This window comes from Rhodovulum steppense (assembly GCF_004339675.1).
GTDB classification, from domain to species: domain Bacteria; phylum Pseudomonadota; class Alphaproteobacteria; order Rhodobacterales; family Rhodobacteraceae; genus Rhodovulum; species Rhodovulum steppense.
This window is the reverse complement of sequence record NZ_SLVM01000006.1, coordinates 35805-53168: the sequence shown is the minus strand read 5'-3', so window position 1 is coordinate 53168 and position 17364 is coordinate 35805. Positions and strand designations below refer to the sequence as shown.

At 69.0% G+C, this 17364-nt stretch carries 14 protein-coding genes; 6 read left to right on the top strand and 8 right to left on the bottom strand.

What is annotated here, in order from left to right; all coding sequences use genetic code 11:
* Positions 1–17 precede the first annotated feature (17 nt).
* Complete coding sequence (locus tag EV216_RS05325) at positions 18–1028, top strand: class I SAM-dependent methyltransferase (RefSeq protein ID WP_132694029.1); 1011 nt, start codon at positions 18–20, stop codon at positions 1026–1028.
* Between the two features lie 40 nt (positions 1029–1068).
* Positions 1069–1878 (top strand): SDR family NAD(P)-dependent oxidoreductase, encoded by an 810-nt coding sequence (locus EV216_RS05320; RefSeq protein ID WP_132694028.1) that lies wholly within the window; start codon positions 1069–1071, stop codon positions 1876–1878.
* Positions 1879–1971: 93 nt separating this feature from the next.
* Here EV216_RS05320 and EV216_RS05315 read toward each other — a convergent pair whose 3' ends face one another.
* Positions 1972–3255: an acetylornithine deacetylase/succinyl-diaminopimelate desuccinylase family protein gene (locus EV216_RS05315; RefSeq protein WP_132694027.1), complete on the bottom strand. Its 1284-nt coding sequence runs from the start codon at positions 3253–3255 to the stop codon at positions 1972–1974.
* 134 nt (positions 3256–3389) lie between these two features.
* Between EV216_RS05315 and EV216_RS05310 the strand changes: the two genes are divergently transcribed.
* Together EV216_RS05310 and EV216_RS05305 are read left to right on the top strand one after the other, a co-directional pair.
* A complete protein-coding gene (locus EV216_RS05310) occupies positions 3390–3656 on the top strand; it encodes a hypothetical protein (protein WP_132694026.1) in 267 nt (88 codons plus the stop codon).
* Positions 3657–3663: 7 nt separating this feature from the next.
* On the top strand, positions 3664–4275 hold the full coding sequence (locus tag EV216_RS05305) for a DUF1523 family protein (RefSeq protein ID WP_132694025.1): 612 nt from the start codon (positions 3664–3666) through the stop codon (positions 4273–4275).
* A gap of 3 nt (positions 4276–4278) precedes the next feature.
* Here EV216_RS05305 and EV216_RS05300 read toward each other — a convergent pair whose 3' ends face one another.
* The 3 genes from EV216_RS05300 to EV216_RS05290 all read right to left on the bottom strand — a co-directional run bounded on the left by EV216_RS05300 (position 4279) and on the right by EV216_RS05290 (position 8058).
* Positions 4279–6585, bottom strand: a complete 2307-nt coding sequence (locus EV216_RS05300) for an aldehyde dehydrogenase family protein (RefSeq protein WP_132694024.1) — start codon at positions 6583–6585, stop codon at positions 4279–4281.
* A gap of 4 nt (positions 6586–6589) precedes the next feature.
* The gene (gene deoC / locus EV216_RS05295; protein ID WP_424511167.1) at positions 6590–7591 is read right to left on the bottom strand and encodes a deoxyribose-phosphate aldolase; all 1002 of its coding nucleotides are present in this window, start codon (positions 7589–7591) and stop codon (positions 6590–6592) included.
* Positions 7592–7668: 77 nt separating this feature from the next.
* The gene (locus tag EV216_RS05290; protein WP_132694023.1) at positions 7669–8058 is read right to left on the bottom strand and encodes a hypothetical protein; all 390 of its coding nucleotides are present in this window, start codon (positions 8056–8058) and stop codon (positions 7669–7671) included.
* A 365-nt stretch (positions 8059–8423) separates the two neighbouring features.
* Here EV216_RS05290 and EV216_RS05285 point away from each other — a divergent pair, with 365 nt between their 5' ends.
* Together EV216_RS05285 and EV216_RS05280 are read left to right on the top strand one after the other, a co-directional pair.
* On the top strand, positions 8424–9407 hold the full coding sequence (locus EV216_RS05285) for an efflux RND transporter periplasmic adaptor subunit (protein ID WP_132694022.1): 984 nt from the start codon (positions 8424–8426) through the stop codon (positions 9405–9407).
* On the top strand, positions 9400–12624 hold the full coding sequence (locus EV216_RS05280) for an efflux RND transporter permease subunit (protein WP_132694021.1): 3225 nt from the start codon (positions 9400–9402) through the stop codon (positions 12622–12624). Before EV216_RS05285 ends, EV216_RS05280 begins: the two co-directional genes overlap by 8 nt.
* 18 nt (positions 12625–12642) lie before the next feature.
* On the opposite strand, the gene urtE is transcribed toward EV216_RS05280, so the two are convergent.
* The 4 genes from urtE to urtB all read right to left on the bottom strand — a co-directional run bounded on the left by urtE (position 12643) and on the right by urtB (position 17351).
* Entirely contained in the window at positions 12643–13338 is a 696-nt protein-coding gene (gene urtE, locus EV216_RS05275) for an urea ABC transporter ATP-binding subunit UrtE (RefSeq protein WP_132694020.1), read from the bottom strand.
* A gap of 3 nt (positions 13339–13341) precedes the next feature.
* Positions 13342–14082 (bottom strand): urea ABC transporter ATP-binding protein UrtD, encoded by a 741-nt coding sequence (gene urtD, locus EV216_RS05270; protein ID WP_132694019.1) that lies wholly within the window; start codon positions 14080–14082, stop codon positions 13342–13344.
* Complete coding sequence (urtC, locus tag EV216_RS05265) at positions 14079–15311, bottom strand: urea ABC transporter permease subunit UrtC (RefSeq protein WP_132694018.1); 1233 nt, start codon at positions 15309–15311, stop codon at positions 14079–14081. The genes urtD and urtC overlap by 4 nt, the downstream gene beginning before the upstream one ends.
* A gap of 66 nt (positions 15312–15377) precedes the next feature.
* Positions 15378–17351 (bottom strand): urea ABC transporter permease subunit UrtB, encoded by a 1974-nt coding sequence (gene urtB, locus EV216_RS05260; protein ID WP_132694017.1) that lies wholly within the window; start codon positions 17349–17351, stop codon positions 15378–15380.
* Positions 17352–17364: the final 13 nt, after the last annotated feature.

Here is a 17364-nt window from a genome sequence, read left to right as displayed (position 1 = left end):
ATTCCGGAAAGCACCTCATGTCCGATGCCCGCCTGACCCTTGCGCTGCATAGCGGCGCGGTCGCCTTGCCCGATACCGGCCGCATTGCGGTCTTCGGCCCCTCGGCGGCCGCGGATCTCTCGGCGCTGCCGAAGGACCGGGTGCAGATCGTGCAGGGCTTCGCCCCCGATCACGATGCCTGGGTGCGGCGCGGCTGGAACGTGGTCGTTTCCCCCACGGGCGATTTCGCCGCCGCCATGGTCGTGGTGCCGCGCGCCAAGGCGCTGGGCCGCGCCTGGATCGCAGAGGCGCTGGCCCTGACCGCTGGCGGGCCGGTGATCGTGGATGGCGACAAGACCGACGGGGTCGACAGCCTGTTCAGGGCGATCAAGGGGCAGGGGGCCGATGTCACGGCGCCCTTCGCCAAGGCCCATGGCAAATGCTTCTCGTTCACCGCGGACCCCGCCGCCTTCGCCGAGTGGCGCCCGGGCGAGGGGGCGTTGATCGAAGGCCGCTACCGCACCGCGCCGGGCGTCTTCTCGGCGGACGGGGTGGACCGTGGCTCGGCGCTGCTGCTCGCCGCCCTTCCCGCCAAGCTGAAGGGGCGCGTCGCCGATCTGGGCGCAGGCTGGGGTTACCTGGCGGGCGAGGCGCTCTCCGCCCATCCCGAGATCGCCGAGATGCACCTGATCGAGGCCGACCACGCCGCCCTGTCCTGCGCGCGCGCCAATGTCCCCGACCCGCGCGCCCGCTTCCACTGGGCCGACGCCACCGCCTTCGCCCCCGATGCGCCCTTCGACATCGTGCTGGCCAACCCGCCCTTCCATGCCTCGCGCGCCGCCGATCCCGGCCTCGGCCGCGCCTTCCTGGCCGCCGCCGCCCGCCTGCTCGCGCCGCACGGGCAGGTCTTTGTCGTCGCCAACCGCCATCTGCCCTATGAACGCGACCTTGCCGCGCTGTTCGTCGAGACCCACGAGATCGGCGGCGATGCGGGCTTCAAGGTCCTGCATGGGCACAGGCCAAGGCGCGCCGCTCGCGGGGGGCGGTGAAATCGCCTAGCTTGGGCATCCGAATCAGGAGTTCCACCGCATGTCCTTCTCCATCTCCGGCAAGACCGCCATCGTGACGGGCGCAGCCAATGGCGTGGGCCTCGCCATCGCGCGCCACTTCGTGGATCGCGGTGCCAATGTGATGTTCGCCGATATCGACGAGGACCGCCTGACCGACGAATGCGGCAAGCAGACCGAAGCCGAAGGCAACATGCGCTATTTCGCGGGCGACCTGCGCGAAAGGCTGACGATCGCCAACCTGCTCTCGGCGACCATCGACGCCTTCGACCGGATCGACATCCTGGTGAATGCCAGCCGCCAGATGATCGCCTCGGACCCGCTCGACCCCGATCAGGACGCGGTCGAGACGCTGTTGCAGCAGAACCTGATGACCGGCCTGCGCCTCAGCCAATGCGTCGCCCGCCGGATGATCCGCCAGGCCGAGGCGGACGGGCTGGACGAGGGCTGCGCGGGGGCGATCGTGAACCTCTCCTCGATCGCGGCCCGGCGCACCCATCCCGACCTGATGGGCTATTCGGTCAGCTGCGCCGCGCTGGACCAGCTTACGCGCTCGATGGCCGTCGCGCTCGCGCCGCACCGGATCCGGGTGAACGCGGTGGCCTTCGGCTCTGTGCTTTCGGCCAGCCTTCAGGGTGTGCTCAAGGATCACGCCGAATATCGCGACGACATCCGCGACCACACCCCGCTCGGCCGCATCGCCAAGCCCGCCGAACTGGCCGAGACGGTGCAGTTCCTCGCCTCGGAGGGCGCGCAGTTCATCACCGGCCAGATCCTGACGGTCGATGGCGGGCGCACCCTGCTCGACCCGGTCAACGCCCCGGCCCATTGATCCCGCGCGCCCTGTTTCTTCTTGGCCCAAATACCCCGGGGGGAGTCCGCAAGGACGGGGGCAGCGCCCCCCTTGCGACCCGCCGCCGGTCCGTCACCGCAGCAGCATCCCCAGCACCCGCGCCATCACCCGCGCGCTGTCCAGCATGTCCTCGATGCCCACCCATTCGTCGGGCTGATGCGCCAGGTCCAGGATCCCCGGCCCATAGGCGATGCAGTTCTTCAGCCGCCCGATCCGGTCGATATGCTTCTGGTCATAGGTGCCGGGCGAGACGACGAAATCGGGCGCCCGGCCCAGCACATGCGTGATCGCCTGCGCCACGGTCGTCACCACCGGGGCATCGCGCGGGGCCATGGTCGGCGCCACCTCGAACAATTCCCGGATCTCGTAGCCAAAGCCCGGCCGCCGCGCCTTGACCCGCTCCATCAGTGCGGCGATCTCGGCCTTGACCTCGGCGATGTCCTCCTCGATCAGCACGCGCCGGTCGATCACGATGCGGCAGCGGTCGGGCACGCAGGGCGCGGGCAGGCCGGTATAGCCGGGCTCCTGCTCCGGCTCGCCGCCATGGATCGCGTTGATGTTCAGCGTCGAGGACCGCGCCCCTTCGGGCACCACCGGCATCGCGGTCTGCCGGCCCGCCAGCAGCGGGAACAGCGTTTCCTCCATCTCGGCAATCACCGCGCCCATGTGGCGCACCGCGCAATCGCCGAGGAAGGGCATCGAGCCATGGGCGATGCGCCCCTGCGTCTCGATCTCGGCCCACCAGACGCCGCGATGGCCCAGGCAGATGCGGTCCTTGTTCAGCGGTTCGGGGATGATGACATGCTGCACCCGGTCGGGGTCGAACCAGCCGCGTTCGGCGAGCCACGCGACACCGCCATAGCCGCCCGATTCCTCGTCCGCCGTGGCGCTGATCTCGACCGCGCCGCGATAATCCGGGCAGGTCTCGACAAAGGCTTCGGCGGCGATCACGGCCGCGGCGATGCCCCCCTTCATGTCGCAGGCGCCCCGGCCATAGACGCGGCCCTCCCGAACCTCGCCGCCAAAGGGATCGACGCTCCAGCCATGGCCGACCTCGACGACATCGTGATGGCCGTTGAAATGCACGCATTCCCCCGGTTCCGCGCCCTCATGCCGGGCGATCAGGTTCCAGCGCGGATGCGCGTCGCTGTCGGCCGGTGCGCCCGTGGCGCGGATCATCTCGATGCCAAACCCTTTTGCCGCCAGCCGGGCGGCAAGGAATTCGCAGATCTCGCGATAGTTCCGCCCCGGCGGGTTCAGCGTGGGGATGCGGATCAATGCCTGCGTCAGCGCCACCAGATCGTCGCGCCGCGCGGCAATCGCCGCCTCCAGCCTCTGCCATCTGTCCTCGTCCATCGCGAGAGCCTAGCGCGCGCCGATCGCCACAGCAATCGCGCCGCGGCGTTGCGGCAGGGTGCAAAACCCATCCGATGCGCCTATATCGGAACGCAAGAGGCTGACCCGTTATCCTGCGGCCGAGGGGGGCCGAGATGATCGCCCTGCTGCGTTTTCTTCTGATGGGGTTCGTCGTCCTGACGGTGGTCTATGTTTCCGTCTCGCTCTATTCCCGCGCCATGCGCCGCCAGAAGCTGCGGCGCCACTGGGACGAGAAGATCGGCACGGGCGACCGCGACGCCTTCGTCCGCAAGGGGCTTGCCCTCTATGACCGCTCGCTGCGGCGCAGGCTGATCCTCGGGGTCTACATCATTCCGATGATCGTGGTCGGCACGATCGTCTACATCGTCAATTATACGTGAGGCTGCGATGGTTTACGTCAAATGGACCTTCATTGCGGTGATCGCCGCGCTGGTCTTCTCCTTCCTGCACTACACGCTGCCCCAGCACGACATCGTGCGCATCACCAATACCGAGGTGCGCCGGATCGACTTCGGCGACAACTCGATCTTCTGGGCGGGCTCGGCGCCCGGCACGGCGGGCGGCGTCGCCAATCGCGACGTGCATTTCATCGAGACCTTCCGCCCCAACGACAAGCCGATGGTCTATCGCAACGAGGATACCGGCTGGGGCTGGCCGCCCTATTTCAAGGTCAACACCTCGAATCTTCAGGCCATGGCGCGGGATCTGATCTCGACCAAGGAAAACCCGCAATGGGTGGTGGTCACCCATTACGGCTGGCGCAACGAATATCTCTCGATCTACCCCAACGCGGTCGCCGTGCGCCCCGCCGAGGGTCCGGACGAGTTCATCATCCCGTGGTTCAACATCGCCGTCCTGTTCAGCCTCGCGGTCTTCGCGGCGTGGGTCTGGACGGTGTTCGCCCGGTTCAAGGAGAACCGGATCGAACCGCTGATCGACGACCCGGACAGCCGCGCCGGGGCGGTCCTGCGCCGTCTGTTCGGCGGGGGCGGGCGGTAACGCTCAGGCCCCCCACGGGATCAGGATCGTCCTGACATCGGTGGCCGCGCGCAGGAACGCGCGGTCCTCGCCCTCCGCGCCCCACCAGTCGCGGGCGCGTCCGTGATTGACCCAGCTCCGTTTCAGGTCGCCCGCCGCCGCGCGCTCGATCCCGGCGGACAGGTCCGCGGATGAAAACGACCAGACCGCATCGACATCCATATGCGCGGCCAGCGGTTCGGCCAGCGCGGCATGCGCCCCGGTGAGCAGGTTCACCACACCCCCCGGCAGGTCCGATGCCTCCAGCACCTCGCCGAACGCCGTCGCCGCCAGCGGGCAGGGCTCCGAGGGGACCAGCACGCAGGCATTGCCCATCGCGATGGCGGGCGCCAGCACCGAGACAAGGCCCAGAAGCGGCGCCTCGTCCGGGCAAAGCGCGCCGATCACGCCAACCGGCACCGCCATCGCCAGCGCCGTGCCGCGGATCGGCCCCGGCCTGATCTCGCCCGCCTGCGTCCCGGCGCGGGCGGCCCATGTGAACAGCCGTTCGACACTTTGCGCCACCTCGGCCTTTGCGCCGGGTGCCCCGGTCATCGTCCGCAAAAGGTCCGCGACCTCGGACGCCCGCGCCGACAGGGCCTCGGCGATGGTGCATAGCACCTGCGCACGGGCCTGCGCGTCCTGCGTCGCCCATCCCGGTTGTGCCTTGCGCGCCGCCGCCACCGCGGCTTGGACATCCTCGCGCGTGGCCAGCCCCACATGGCCGATCACCTGCCCGCGCGGCCCATGGATCGCGCGCGCCTGCCCACCGCTTGGCGGCACCCGCTTGCCCCCGATCCACAGCCTTTCGGCCCGCGCCAGCGGATCGCCTTGCCGGGGCGGGGCGGGCGGTTTCAGCCGCTTTCCCCGTCCCCGTCCCTCGGGCCGCAGATACGCGGTCAGCCCGTCCAGGCCGCCGACTCCGGCCGCATCGACCAGGTTCGCCCCGTTCATCCGGACGACCCCCGCCGCCAGCCTCGGCGCCACGTCCAGCGCCAGGGTGATGGTCTCGGACCAGACGCTCGCCACCTGCCCATGGCGGGCGTCATTGGCCAGTTGCACCGCCTCGGTCGGCGTGCGGAAGGTGGTCGAGACCAGCACGGGGCCGAAAACCTCCGCCTGCATCAGCCGCGAGGCCGAGGCCAGCCCCGAGACCAGCGTCGGCGGATGGAACGCCCCCCGTCCGGGCAACGCGCCATCGGGCTGGAAAAGATCGCCCTCCGCCGCGCCCTCGGCCACCAGCGCGGCCACATGGTCGCGCTGGCCTTCGTCGATCAGCGCGCCGATATCGGTGCCTCTGTCCAGCGGATCGCCCAACCGCAGCCCCGCCATCCGCGCCTTCAGCCGCACAAGGAAATCCCCGGCGATCCCCTCCTGAAGGATCAGCCGCGCCCCCGCACCGCCCGCCGGGCCGCGGCTGCACATCGCCTCGACCGCGCCTTCGACCGCCGCATCCAGATCGGCATCCTCGAAGACGATCACCGGCGGCTTGGCCGACAGATGCAGCCCCAGCGCCTTGCCGCTGCCCGCCGCCGCCGTCCGGATCGCCCGCCCGACCCCGGCGGACCCGGCAAACCCGATCCCGTCGATCCCGGGATGGGCCACCATCGCCTCGCCCACCGCCACGCCACCGGTCACGACATTGACGACCCCCCTGGGCAGCCCCGCCGCGCGCGCAAGATCGGCAAACAGCAACGCGCCCAGCGAGGTCCGTTCGGCCGGTTTCAGAACAATCGTGTTCCCCGCCGCAAGCGCGGGCGCGGCCATCGAGGCCAGCATCACGAAGGGCAGGGTCGAGGGCAGGATCAGACCGCAGACGCCCAGCGGCACATGGCCGGGCAAGTCCTGCTCCAGAAGCTGCGCCAGCCCCGCATGGTGATGGAACAGCCGCTCGGCCTGCGCCTCTCCCGTCTCGCGGCTTTCGCGGATCGGCTGGCCGCTGTCCAGCGTCTCCAGCACCGCGATCAGGCGGGCGCGCTGGCGGATCAGCCGGGCCAGCGCGCGCAGATGCCGCGCCCGCGCCGCCCCGCCCAGACCGGCCCATTTCGGCTGCGCACGGCGCGCGGCGGCCACGGCGTCCTCCACCTCTCCGGGCGTCGCGGCGGTCAGCATCGCCAGCACCTCGCCCGTGGCGGGGTTGCGTGCCTCGACCCCCGCGCGCGGCTCGGTGAACCGGCCCGCGATGAACAGCCCGAACCGGTTCCCGTGCCCCGCCAGCCAGTCCAGCGCCTCGGCCGGGCTTTCGGGGGCGGGGCCATAGTCCATCGTCTGCATCAGCTCGGAAACGCTCATCCCGTCACCCCATCGGATGCCGCCACGCGGCCGAAGGGGCGCCGGTGACATGCTGTTCGATCTGCCGCTCGATATCGCCCAGAAGCGACGAGGCGCCAAAGCGGAACAGGTCGGGCGACAGCCAGCGATCCCCCAGTTCCTCCTTGATGAGCGCGAGCCAGACAAGCGCCTCCTTCGCCGTGGAAATCCCGCCCGCGGGCTTGAACCCGACCCGCTGGCCGGTGGCCGCGTGATAGGCGCGGATCGCGCGCACCATGGTCAGGCCGACGGGCAGGGTGGCGTTCACCGGCTCCTTGCCGGTCGAGGTCTTGATGAAATCCGCGCCTGCCATCATGCACACAAGGCTTGCGCGCGCGACATTCGTCAAGGTTCCCAACTCGCCCGTCGCAAGGATCGTCTTCAGATGCGCCGGGCCGCAGGCCGCGCGAAAGGCGGCCACCTCGTCGTAAAGCGCGGCCCAGTCGCCCAGCAGCACATGGCGGCGCGAAATCACGATGTCGATTTCCGCGGCCCCCGCCGCCACCGATGCCTCGATCTCGGCCAGCCGCGTGGCCATCGGCGACAGCCCCGCGGGAAACCCCGTGGACACCGCCGCCACCGGAATGCCCGAGCCCCGCAGCGCGGCCAGCGCGGGCGCGATCATCTCGTGATAGACGCAGATCGCCGCGGTGCTCAGCCCGTCCACCCCCAACGCCGCCAGCAGATCGGCGCGCACCGGCTGGCGGGCCTTGGCACAGAGCCGATGCACCCGCCCGGGCGTGTCATCGCCCGACAGCGTGGTCAGGTCGATCAGGCCGACCGCCCGCAGCAGCCACGCCACCCGATGCACCCCTGTCACCGGCCGACACGCGGGCAGGCTGGCGCAGCGCCGCTCGGCCGCCGGGCGGTTGACCCGGGCCGTCCGCAGCCAGTCCATGTCCAGCGGCAGGCCCGGATTGCGCGCATGGCTGACAAGCGGCAGCGCGGCGCGGGGCGGCGTTTCGGTTCGGGGGGCGTCTGGGGGCACGGCGGCGGGCACCTGTCGCGGGCGTTCCGCCCTTGGTCGCACGGGGGCACCCGGCTTGGCAAGCGGGGCGGGGCGCCTCAGAGTGTCAGGAAATAATCGTCATGGGCGCGCCAATAGGCCACCAGATCCGCAGCCCGCGCCCGCTTCAGGCCCAGGGTTTCCATGGCGTAAAGATCGGCGGATATCAGCCCGGCGACACGAAACCCATGCTGCGCGGCGGTGCGCGCGGGGCTGCCCTCGGAAAAGATCGCCTCGACCTGTGCCGAGGCATTGACCAGCGCGAAGACGATCGCCAGCGGCGGTGTCGCAGGCCAGCGCTCGGCCGCCTCGCGGGCAAAGCGGCGCCATCCATCGGGGCTGGATAGCAGCGTTTCCAAGGCGAACTCGGTCAGACCGTCGGAATCGTCCTCGCGGTCCGAAAGGCCGTCATGCGGGCTCTGGGCGGCTGTCGGTTGGTTCGTAGGCATCGGTCTAACCCCCGGGTCGGGCAACCGCTGCCCGGCCAAACAATCACTGAAACAATAAGCACGATTCAGGAGCGCCCGGATGGGGCCACCCCGAATGCGCATAACATAGGCGGCCCTGCTGGGCCGGGCAAGACGTTCGGAGCGTGCAGGCGGGTCTTGCGCAGGGGTTTGCCGGACCGGTCCCGACGGGCTGCGACGTTTCAGGCGTCCCGCGTCGTGTTATCCCTCTTGCACCGAGATATCCGTCGGCCCATATATTCAAAAAATTGCATGCAACCGTCGGGCAGCCGACATGACCATGCGCAGCCATCGAACGGGGTGGCGGCCCGCAGGAACCGGCCACAAGGCCCCGAGAGGACGGACCGATGATGAAAACCCTTCTTTCCATGCTGACCCTTGTCGCGGCCTTGCCGGTCGCGGCGGGCGAACTGGTGCTTCAGCCGGTCGAGATCCGCGAATGGAAGGCCGTCCATGGCCAGGTCGAGACCCGCGACCGGGTGCCCGCCCGCGCGCGGATCGGCGGCACGCTGGTCGAGCTCAAGGTGACCGAGGGCGACCGGGTCGAGGCGGGCCAGGAAATCGCGCGGGTCGAGGATGACAAGCTGACATTCCAGCTGCGCGCCATCGACGCGCAACTGACCGCTCTGCGCACCCAGCTTCAGACCGCCACGACCGATCTGGACCGGGGCGAGGCGCTGCGCGAGCGGGGCGTCATCACCCAGCAGCGGCTGGACCAGTTGCGCACACAGGTCGACATCCTGCAGGGCCAGATCGGCACCGCCGAGGCCGAGCGCCGGGTGATCGAGCAGCAGGTGGCCGAGGGCGCGGTGCTCTCGCCCGATGCGGGCGTGGTGCTGGCGGTGCCGCAGTCCTTGGGGTCGGTGATCACGCCGGGCGAGACGGTGGCCGCGATCGGCGGCGGCGGGGTGTTCCTGCGGCTTGCCGTGCCCGAACGCCACGCCGCCGCGCTGGCCGAGGGGGACGCGATCGCGCTGGGCGCGGGCGTGGGCCTGGACGGACAGACCGGGCGGCTGGCCAAGATCTATCCCCAGATCGAGGGCGGCCGCGTGATCGCGGATGTCGAGGTCGAGGGGCTGGATGGCCGCTTCGTCGGTCGCCGCGTGCCGGTGCGCCTGCCCGTGGGCACGCGCGCCGCGCTTCTGGTGCCGCCCGGGGCGGTCAGCCGGGCGGGCGGGCTGGATTTCGTGACCGTGGCGGGGCAGGCGGGGGCAGGTCCGGTGCGCCGGGCCGTCGTGCCGGGCGAGATCGTCACCCATGACGGTGCCGAATGGCGCGAAATCCTGAGCGGGCTTGTCCCCGGCGAGACCGTGGTGACCGGCCATGACTGACGCGCCGAAATCCCCCGACGCGCCCCGCGGCCCGAAACTGGGCATCGCGGGCCAGTTGACGCGCGGCTTCATCGCCTCGCCGCTGACGCCGCTTCTGCTGCTGGCCGCGCTGGCCGTGGGGCTGATCGCCCTGATGAGCCTGCCGCGCGAGGAAGAGCCGCAGATCTCGGTCCCGCTGGTGGACATCCATGTCCGCGCCGACGGGTTGAAGGCCGCCGATGCCGTCAAGCTGGTGACCGAACCGCTTGAGACCATCGTCAAGGGCATAGACGAGGTCGAGCATGTCTATTCCGAAACCCGCGACGACCAGGTGATGCTGACCGCCCGCTTCGAGGTGGGCCTCAGCCAGGACACCGCGATCCTGCGGGTGCGCGACAAGATCCTCGCCAATCTCGACCGCATCCCGGTCGGCATCCCCGAACCGATGGTGGTGGGCCGCGGCATCAACGATGTGGCCATCGTCTCGCTCACCTTCTCGCCCATTGCCGGTCAGGACGCGATCACCCCGGCCGACCTGACCCGCATCGCCCGCGAGGTCGAGGTCGAACTGGCCAAGGTCACGGATGTCGGCCTGACCTATCTGGTCGGCGCCACCGACGAGGCGCTGCGCGTCGCGCCCGACCCCGAGAAACTGGCGCTTTACGGCATCACGCTGCAACAGCTTGCCGCCAAGGTGCAGGGCGCCAATGCCGCGGCGCCTGCGGGGATGGTGCGCACGGGCGGCGACCAGCTTGGGCTGGTGATCGGCCGCACGTTGTCCACGCCCGAGGAAATCGGCAATCTGGAACTGACCGCCCGCGACGGGCGCACCGTCTATGTCCGTGACGTGGCGGCCATCGGGCTTGCGCAGGATCTGGACGAGCAACACGTCGCCACGCTCAGCCGGGACGCAAGCGGCGAGATCACCCGCCGCCCGGCGGTGACGCTCGCGCTGGCCAAGCGCGCAGGCGCCAATGCCGTGGTCGTGGCCGAGGCGATCCTTGGGCGCGTGCAGCAGATGGAAGGCGGGCTGATCCCGGACTCGGTCGCGGTCGAGATCACCCGCGACTATGGCGCGACCGCGCAGGACAAGGCCAACACGCTGCTGGCCAAGCTGTTCATCGCGACGATGTCGATCATCCTGCTGACGCTTCTGGCCATCGGCTGGCGCGAGGCGATCGTGGTGGCCATCGTCATTCCGGTGACGATCCTTCTCACGCTCTTTGCGGCCTATTTCATGGGCTACACGCTGAACCGCGTGTCGCTCTTCGCGCTGATCTTCTCCATCGGCATCCTGGTCGATGACGCCATCGTGGTGATCGAGAACATCGCGCGCCACTGGGCGATGCGCGACGATGGCCGCAGCCGGCTGCAACGCGCCATCGACGGCGTGGCCGAGGTCGGCAACCCCACCATCATCGCCACGCTGACCGTTGTTGCCGCCCTGCTGCCGATGCTGTTCGTCTCGGGGCTGATGGGCCCCTACATGAGCCCGATCCCGGCGGTGGCCTCGGCGGCGATGATCTTCTCCTTCTTCGTGGCGGTGATGATCACGCCCTGGCTGATGATGAAGGTCGCGGGCCGCGCGCCGATCCACGCCCATGGCGGCCATGGCCATCCCGGCGGCCGTCTGGGGCGGCTTTACGCCGCCACCGTCCGCCCGATCCTTGCGCGCAAATGGATCTCCCTCGCCTTCCTGCTGGCGGTGGCGGTGGTCTCCTTCGGCTCGATGGGCGCGCTTTACACCAAGGATGTCACCGTCAAGCTGCTGCCCTTCGACAACAAGTCGGAACTCGCCGTGGTGATCGACCTGCCCGAGGGGGCGTCTGTCGAGGATACGGATGCCGTGGCGCAGGCCGTGGCCCAGGTGGCGCTGGACATGCCCGAAACGCTGAGCGTGCAGACCTATGCGGGCACCGCGCAGCCCTTCAACTTCAACGGGCTGGTGCGCCACTACTTCCTGCGCCAAAGCCCGCATCTGGGCGATGTGCAGCTGAACCTGACGGGCAAGGACGACCGCGACCGCACCAGCCACGAGATCGCGCTGGATCTGCGTACCCGGCTTGCGGCGCTCGACCTGCCCGGGGGCACGGTCCTCAAGGTGGTCGAACCGCCCCCCGGCCCCCCGGTGATCGCGACGCTTCTGGCCGAGATCTATGGCCCCGACGGCGAAACCCGCCGCGCGGTCGCGACCAAGGTGCGCGAGGTGTTCGAGGAAATCCCCTTCATCGTCGATGTCGATGACAGTTTCGGCACCCCGCCGCGCCGCATCCGGGCCGAGCTTGACCCCGCCGATCTGGCCTTCTTCAACGTGCAGGAATCCGACGCGCTGGAAACCCTGCGCCTGCTGCATGGCGACAGGGTGGTGGGCTATTCCCATCGCGGCGAGGGCCGGGTGCCGATCCCCATCGTGGTCGGCCGCGACCGGGCGGGCCGGGTGATGGACGAACGCGCGCTGGCCACGCCCGTGCCCGCCAACGCGCTGCCCGGCGGGCGGGGCGTGGTGGAACTGGGCGATGTGGTGCGGCTGTCGGAGGAACGCGCCTCGCACCCGATCTTCCGCCACAATGGCCGCTATGCCGAGATGGTCACCGCAGAGCTTGCGGGCGAATTCGAGGCGCCGCTTTACGGCATGCTCGCGGTGCAGCAACGGCTGGACGAAATCGACTGGGGCGATCTGCCGAAACCCGCGATCAGCCTTTACGGCCAGCCCCTGTCCGAGGACGACACCGTCCTTCTGTGGGATGGCGAATGGGAAGTGACCTATGTCACCTTCCGCGACATGGGCGCGGCCTTCGGCGTGGCGCTGGTGGGGATCTACATCCTTGTCGTGGCGCAGTTCGGCTCGTTCAAGCTGCCGCTGGTGGTGCTGACGCCGGTGCCCCTGACCTTTCTCGGGATCATGCTGGGGCACTGGCTGTTCTCGGCGCCCTTCACCGCGACCTCGATGATCGGCTTCATCGCGCTTGCGGGCATCATCGTGCGCAACTCGATCCTGCTGGTCGATTTCATCCGCCATTCCGGCGGCCCGGTCACGGTCGAGACTCTGGTCGAGGCGGGCGCCACGCGGTTCAAGCCGATCCTTCTGACCGCGCTGGCCGCGATGATCGGCGCGACGGTGATCCTGGCCGATCCGATCTTCCAGGGGCTGGCGCTGTCGCTTCTGTTCGGTCTGGCCTCCTCCACCGCGCTGACGGTGCTGGTGATCCCGGCGATCTACCGCATCTTCCGCACCTGATCCCGCTGGCGGCGGCCCTCAGACCGAGACCGCCGCCACCAGCCGTTCCTTGGGCAATTCCGCCTTGCTGCCCGCGACGGTCACGGCGCCGCGTTCCATCACATAGAAGCGGTCGGCCAGCCCATAGGCGAACTCGAAATACTGTTCGACAAGGATGATCGCCATGCGGCCCTGATCGCGCAGATATTCGATCACCCGGCCGATCTGCTGGATGATGTTGGGCTGGATTCCCTCGGTTGGCTCGTCCAGCAACAGCAGCTTCGGCTTGGTGATCATCGCTCGCGCGATGGCAAGCTGCTGCTGCTGGCCGCCCGACAGATCGCCGCCGCGCCGGTGCGCCATGTCCTTCAGCACCGGGAACAGTTCATAGATCTCGTCCGGCACGAAGCGTTCGGCCCGCGGCAGGCAGGCAAAGCCGGTTTCCAGGTTCTCGCGCACGGTCAGCAGGGGAAAGATCATCCGCCCCTGCGGCACATAGCCCACGCCCAGCTGCGCCATCGCCTGCGCCGTCACCCGGCCCACGGGCCTGCCGTCCAGTTCCATCGTCCCGGCCGAGCGCAGATGCGTGCCCGAGATCGCCTTGAGAAGGCTGGTCTTGCCCACGCCATTCGTGCCCATCACACAGGTCACCTCGCCCGCCCGCGCTTCCAGGTCGATCCCGTACAGGATCTGCGAGCCGCCGTAATGCAGCGTCAGCCCTTGGGTCTTCAGCATCTCTCAGCGCCCCAGATAGACATCGATCACCTGCTGGTTCTTCGTCACGAAATCCAGGCTCCCCTCGGCCAGAACCGAGCCCTCGTGCAGCACCGTCACCCGGCAATCCAGCCGCCGGACGAATTCCATGTCATGTTCCACCACGATCACCGCGCGCGTCCTGGCCGCCTGTTTCAACAGGTCGGTGGTATGCTCGCGCTCGGCCAGGGTCATGCCCGCGGCGGGTTCGTCGACCAGCAACAGCCGCGGCTCCTGCGCCAGCAGCATGCCGATTTCCAGCCATTGCTTCTGGCCGTGGCTCAACTCGCCCGCCTTGCGCCCGATCTGGTCGGCCAGCCCGATCTCCTCGGCCAGTTCCCCCACCCGCGCCCGGTCTTCCGCCGTCTCGCGGTAGAACAGCACCTTCCACGGCGCGCGGTCCTTCTTCAGCGCCATCAGCAGGTTGTCGAACACCGACTGGTCCTCGAACACGGTGGGGCGCTGGAACTTGCGCCCGATGCCCGCCTGCGCGATCTGGCTTTCGTTCATCTTCAGCAGCGACCGGCTCTTCTCGCCCCACAGCACATCGCCCTCGTCGGGCCGGGTCTTGCCGGTGACGATATCCATGAAGGTCGTCTTGCCCGCCCCGTTCGGCCCGATGATCGCGCGCAGCTCGGCCGGGCCGATCTCGAAGGACAGGTTGTTGATCGCCTTGAACCCGTCGAAACTGACCGAGACGCCCGAGACCTCCAGAAGCGTGCTCATCGCTCGGCCTCCTTCTCGCGCAGGGCGCCGGGATCGGGGCCCAGATCCGCGCCGTGGCGGTCGGGCGCACGGCGTCCCGCGACCAGATCGAACAGCCCGCCGATCCCCTTGGGCGCGAACAGCGTGACCAGCACGAAACTCAGCCCCAGCAGCACCTGCCACCAATCCACCCAGCTGACCGTGTAGAAGCCCAGCGGCAGATCGGGCACCCGCCCGCCGGTGAACCATGTGGACAGAAGCGACACCAGCGCCGCCCCGATCACTGCCCCGTAAAGCCGCCCGCGCCCGCCGATCGCCACCCAGACCGCCAGATAGATCGAGGCGATGGGCGCGATTTCCTTGGGATTGATGATGCCCGCCTGCGGATAGTAAAGCGCGCCCGCAATCCCCGCGATCACGGCCGTCAGGGTGAAGACGAACAGCTTGTAGCCCTCGACCGAATAGCCGAGGAACCGCACCCGCGCCTCGTCATCGCGGATGCCGCGGATCACGCTGCCGAACTTGCCCGACACGACGAAAGCCGCGATCACATAGCCCAGCCCCAATGCGGCGGCAGAGGCCCAGAGGAACCAGACCGAGATCACCGATTGCGGCACGCCCTCGGCGCCGGGGATGTTCTGCAACCCCGACAGCCCGTTATTGCCGCGCAGGCCGCTGTCGTTCTGGAACAGGTAGAGCGCCAGCGCCAGCGTCATCGCCTGTGTCAGGATCGAAAGGTAAACCCCCGTCACGCGCGAGCGGAACGCGAGCCAGCCGAAGACCAGCGCCAGCAGGCCCGGCACCAGCACCACCAGCGCCAGTTGCAGCGGCAGCGAATGGGCAAAGACCCAGATCGCCGGAAAGTCGGAACTGCCCACGACGCCGAAGATCTGGTTGGCGATGGCGCTGCGCAGCTCGTCGGGGGTCGGCGGGATCTCGGCATTGGAAAGCGAGGCCGCGACGATGCCCTCGGTGCGGGCATACATGAGCCACATGCCGATCATGTAGCCGCCCAGCCCGAAAAAGGCGAAATGGCCCAGCGACAGGATGCCCGCATAGCCCCAGACCAGATCCATCGCGATGGCGACAAGGCACAGGCACAGCGTCTTGCCCAGCGTCTTGACGAAACTGGTCGAGATCAGCCCGATCCCCATGCCTTCGCTCAGGACCGAAACGCCCAGCGTGAACAGCCCCAGGCAGGCGAGGAAGACCAGCACCGAGGGGTTCTTCGCGACAAAGCTCTGTCTCATGCGGCGGCTCCCCTTGCACGGGCAGGATCTGGGTATTTGGACCAAGAAGAAGGCACGGGCATTTCCTCAATCCCCCGCGGCGCGGCCCTTGAGGGCGATGATCCCCCGCGGCCGGAACTGGATGAACAGGATGATGAACAGGATCATGTAGGTCTGGGCGGCCAGCGTGTTGGAGGGGTTGAACCACTCGATCCCCTTTTGCAGGAAGCCGATCAGCGTGGCGCCCAGCAGCGTGCCCCAGATATTGCCGACACCCCCCACGACCACCGTCATGAAGCTTTGCACGATGTAGTCCTGGCCGAGTTCGGACGTGACCTTGGCATAGAGCCCGATGGCCACGCCCGCCACACCCGCGATGCCCGAGCCCAGCCCGAAGGTCAGCATGTTGATCCGGTCGGGATTGATCCCCATGGACGCCGCCATGCGCGGGTTCTGCGTGACCGCGCGCACCTCCAGCCCCAGACGGGTGCGGCGCATGATGAACAGGAACAGGCCGAGGAACATCAGCGCAAGGACGAAGATCGCGATGCGGATATAGCTGATCGAGACGACATCGTTGATGACCAGCGACCCGTCCAGCCAGGCCGGCGAGGTCAGCGGGCGGGCCTGCGTGCCGAAGATGTTCTTCGCAAGTTGCTGCAACGCGATGGAAATGCCGAAGGTCGCCAGCAGCGTTTCCAGCGGCCGGTTGTAGAGCCAGCGGATCACCAGCCGTTCCATCGCCACACCCGCGCCGAAGGTGATGGCAAAGGCCAGCGGCAGCGCGACAAGGATCGAGATCGTGTAGTCGGGGATGAATTGCTGGACGACATAGCCGGTATAGGCGCCCATCATGATGAACTCGCCATGGGCCATGTTGATGACGCGCATCACGCCAAAGGTGATCGCCAGCCCGATGGCCGCCAGGAAATAGATCGAGGCCAGCGACAGCGCATCCAGCGCCAGATCGGCCATCTGGTTGACCCCGACCATCAGCGCGATGGCGGCAAGCGCGTCGGCGGCGGCTTCGGTCACGCGCGGGTCGGCTTCGGCATAGCGGTCGTAGAAGGCGTGCGCGGCAAGGGCCGCGTCGATCCCGGCCTCGGTGAGATGGGCGGGCACCAGCCCCGCCGCGGCCAGCCCGGCATAGGCCCGCTCGCGCGCGGCATCGCTGTTCAGCTCGGCCACCGGCACGCCGCCCACCCGGCCGCCCTCGACATGGGCGGCAAGGGCCGCGCGGATCTCGGCGCGGCCGATCCGGGGCGGGGCCAGCCCGGCCTCGACCAGCATGGCATAGGCCGCCTCGCGCGGCAGCGCCTCGCTGCCGGGGCTCAGGCGGCGCGCGATGTTTTCGCCCGCGGGCGGCTCGCCCGGCGCGACGGCGCGGGTGGTCGCCACCAGCGGGTTCAGCGCGGCGCGCACATCCACGCCGATATCGCCCGCAAAGCCTTCGATGGCGGCGATCCGTGCATCCGGGTCCGGGTCGAAGGAAATCGTCAGCAGCCGCTCCAGACGCGCCTTGCGCGCCTTCAGCCGTGGGTCGGGCTCGTCCTCCAGCACCGCGCGCAGGGCGTCCAGATGCCCGGCCTCGGACCGCCGGGCGATGGCGTCCAGCGCTGCGGCGCGCACGGCCGGGTTCGGGTCGGTCAACTGGAACTGCACCAGCGCGCCCGCCAGCACGGCGCGGATGCCGCTATTGGGCCGGATCTGGATCACCTCGTCGCGGGTGGCGCTGCCCGCCGCTTCGCCGGTGGCCGGGTCGGTCAGGCGATAGCCGCCCTCGGCCGACTCGGCCAGGAAGAACAGACCGTCCGCCTTGCGCAGCCACAGCTCGCGCGCCTGCCATTTCTCGAGGATCAGACGCGCCTCGGGCAGGCCGCTGTCGCGCAAGGCCTCGATCGCCGGGCCGATGCCGCGGCGCGCGCCCTGCTCGATGGCCGCGCGATGCTCTTTCAGCAGGCTCTGCAAGGGCGTGGCAGCCGGGCCATCGGCGGCGATGTCCTGTGCCCCGGCAGTGGCGACGAGACACAGAAAGGTAAGTGCGGCAAGAAGGATGCGCATGGCTGTCAGCCTG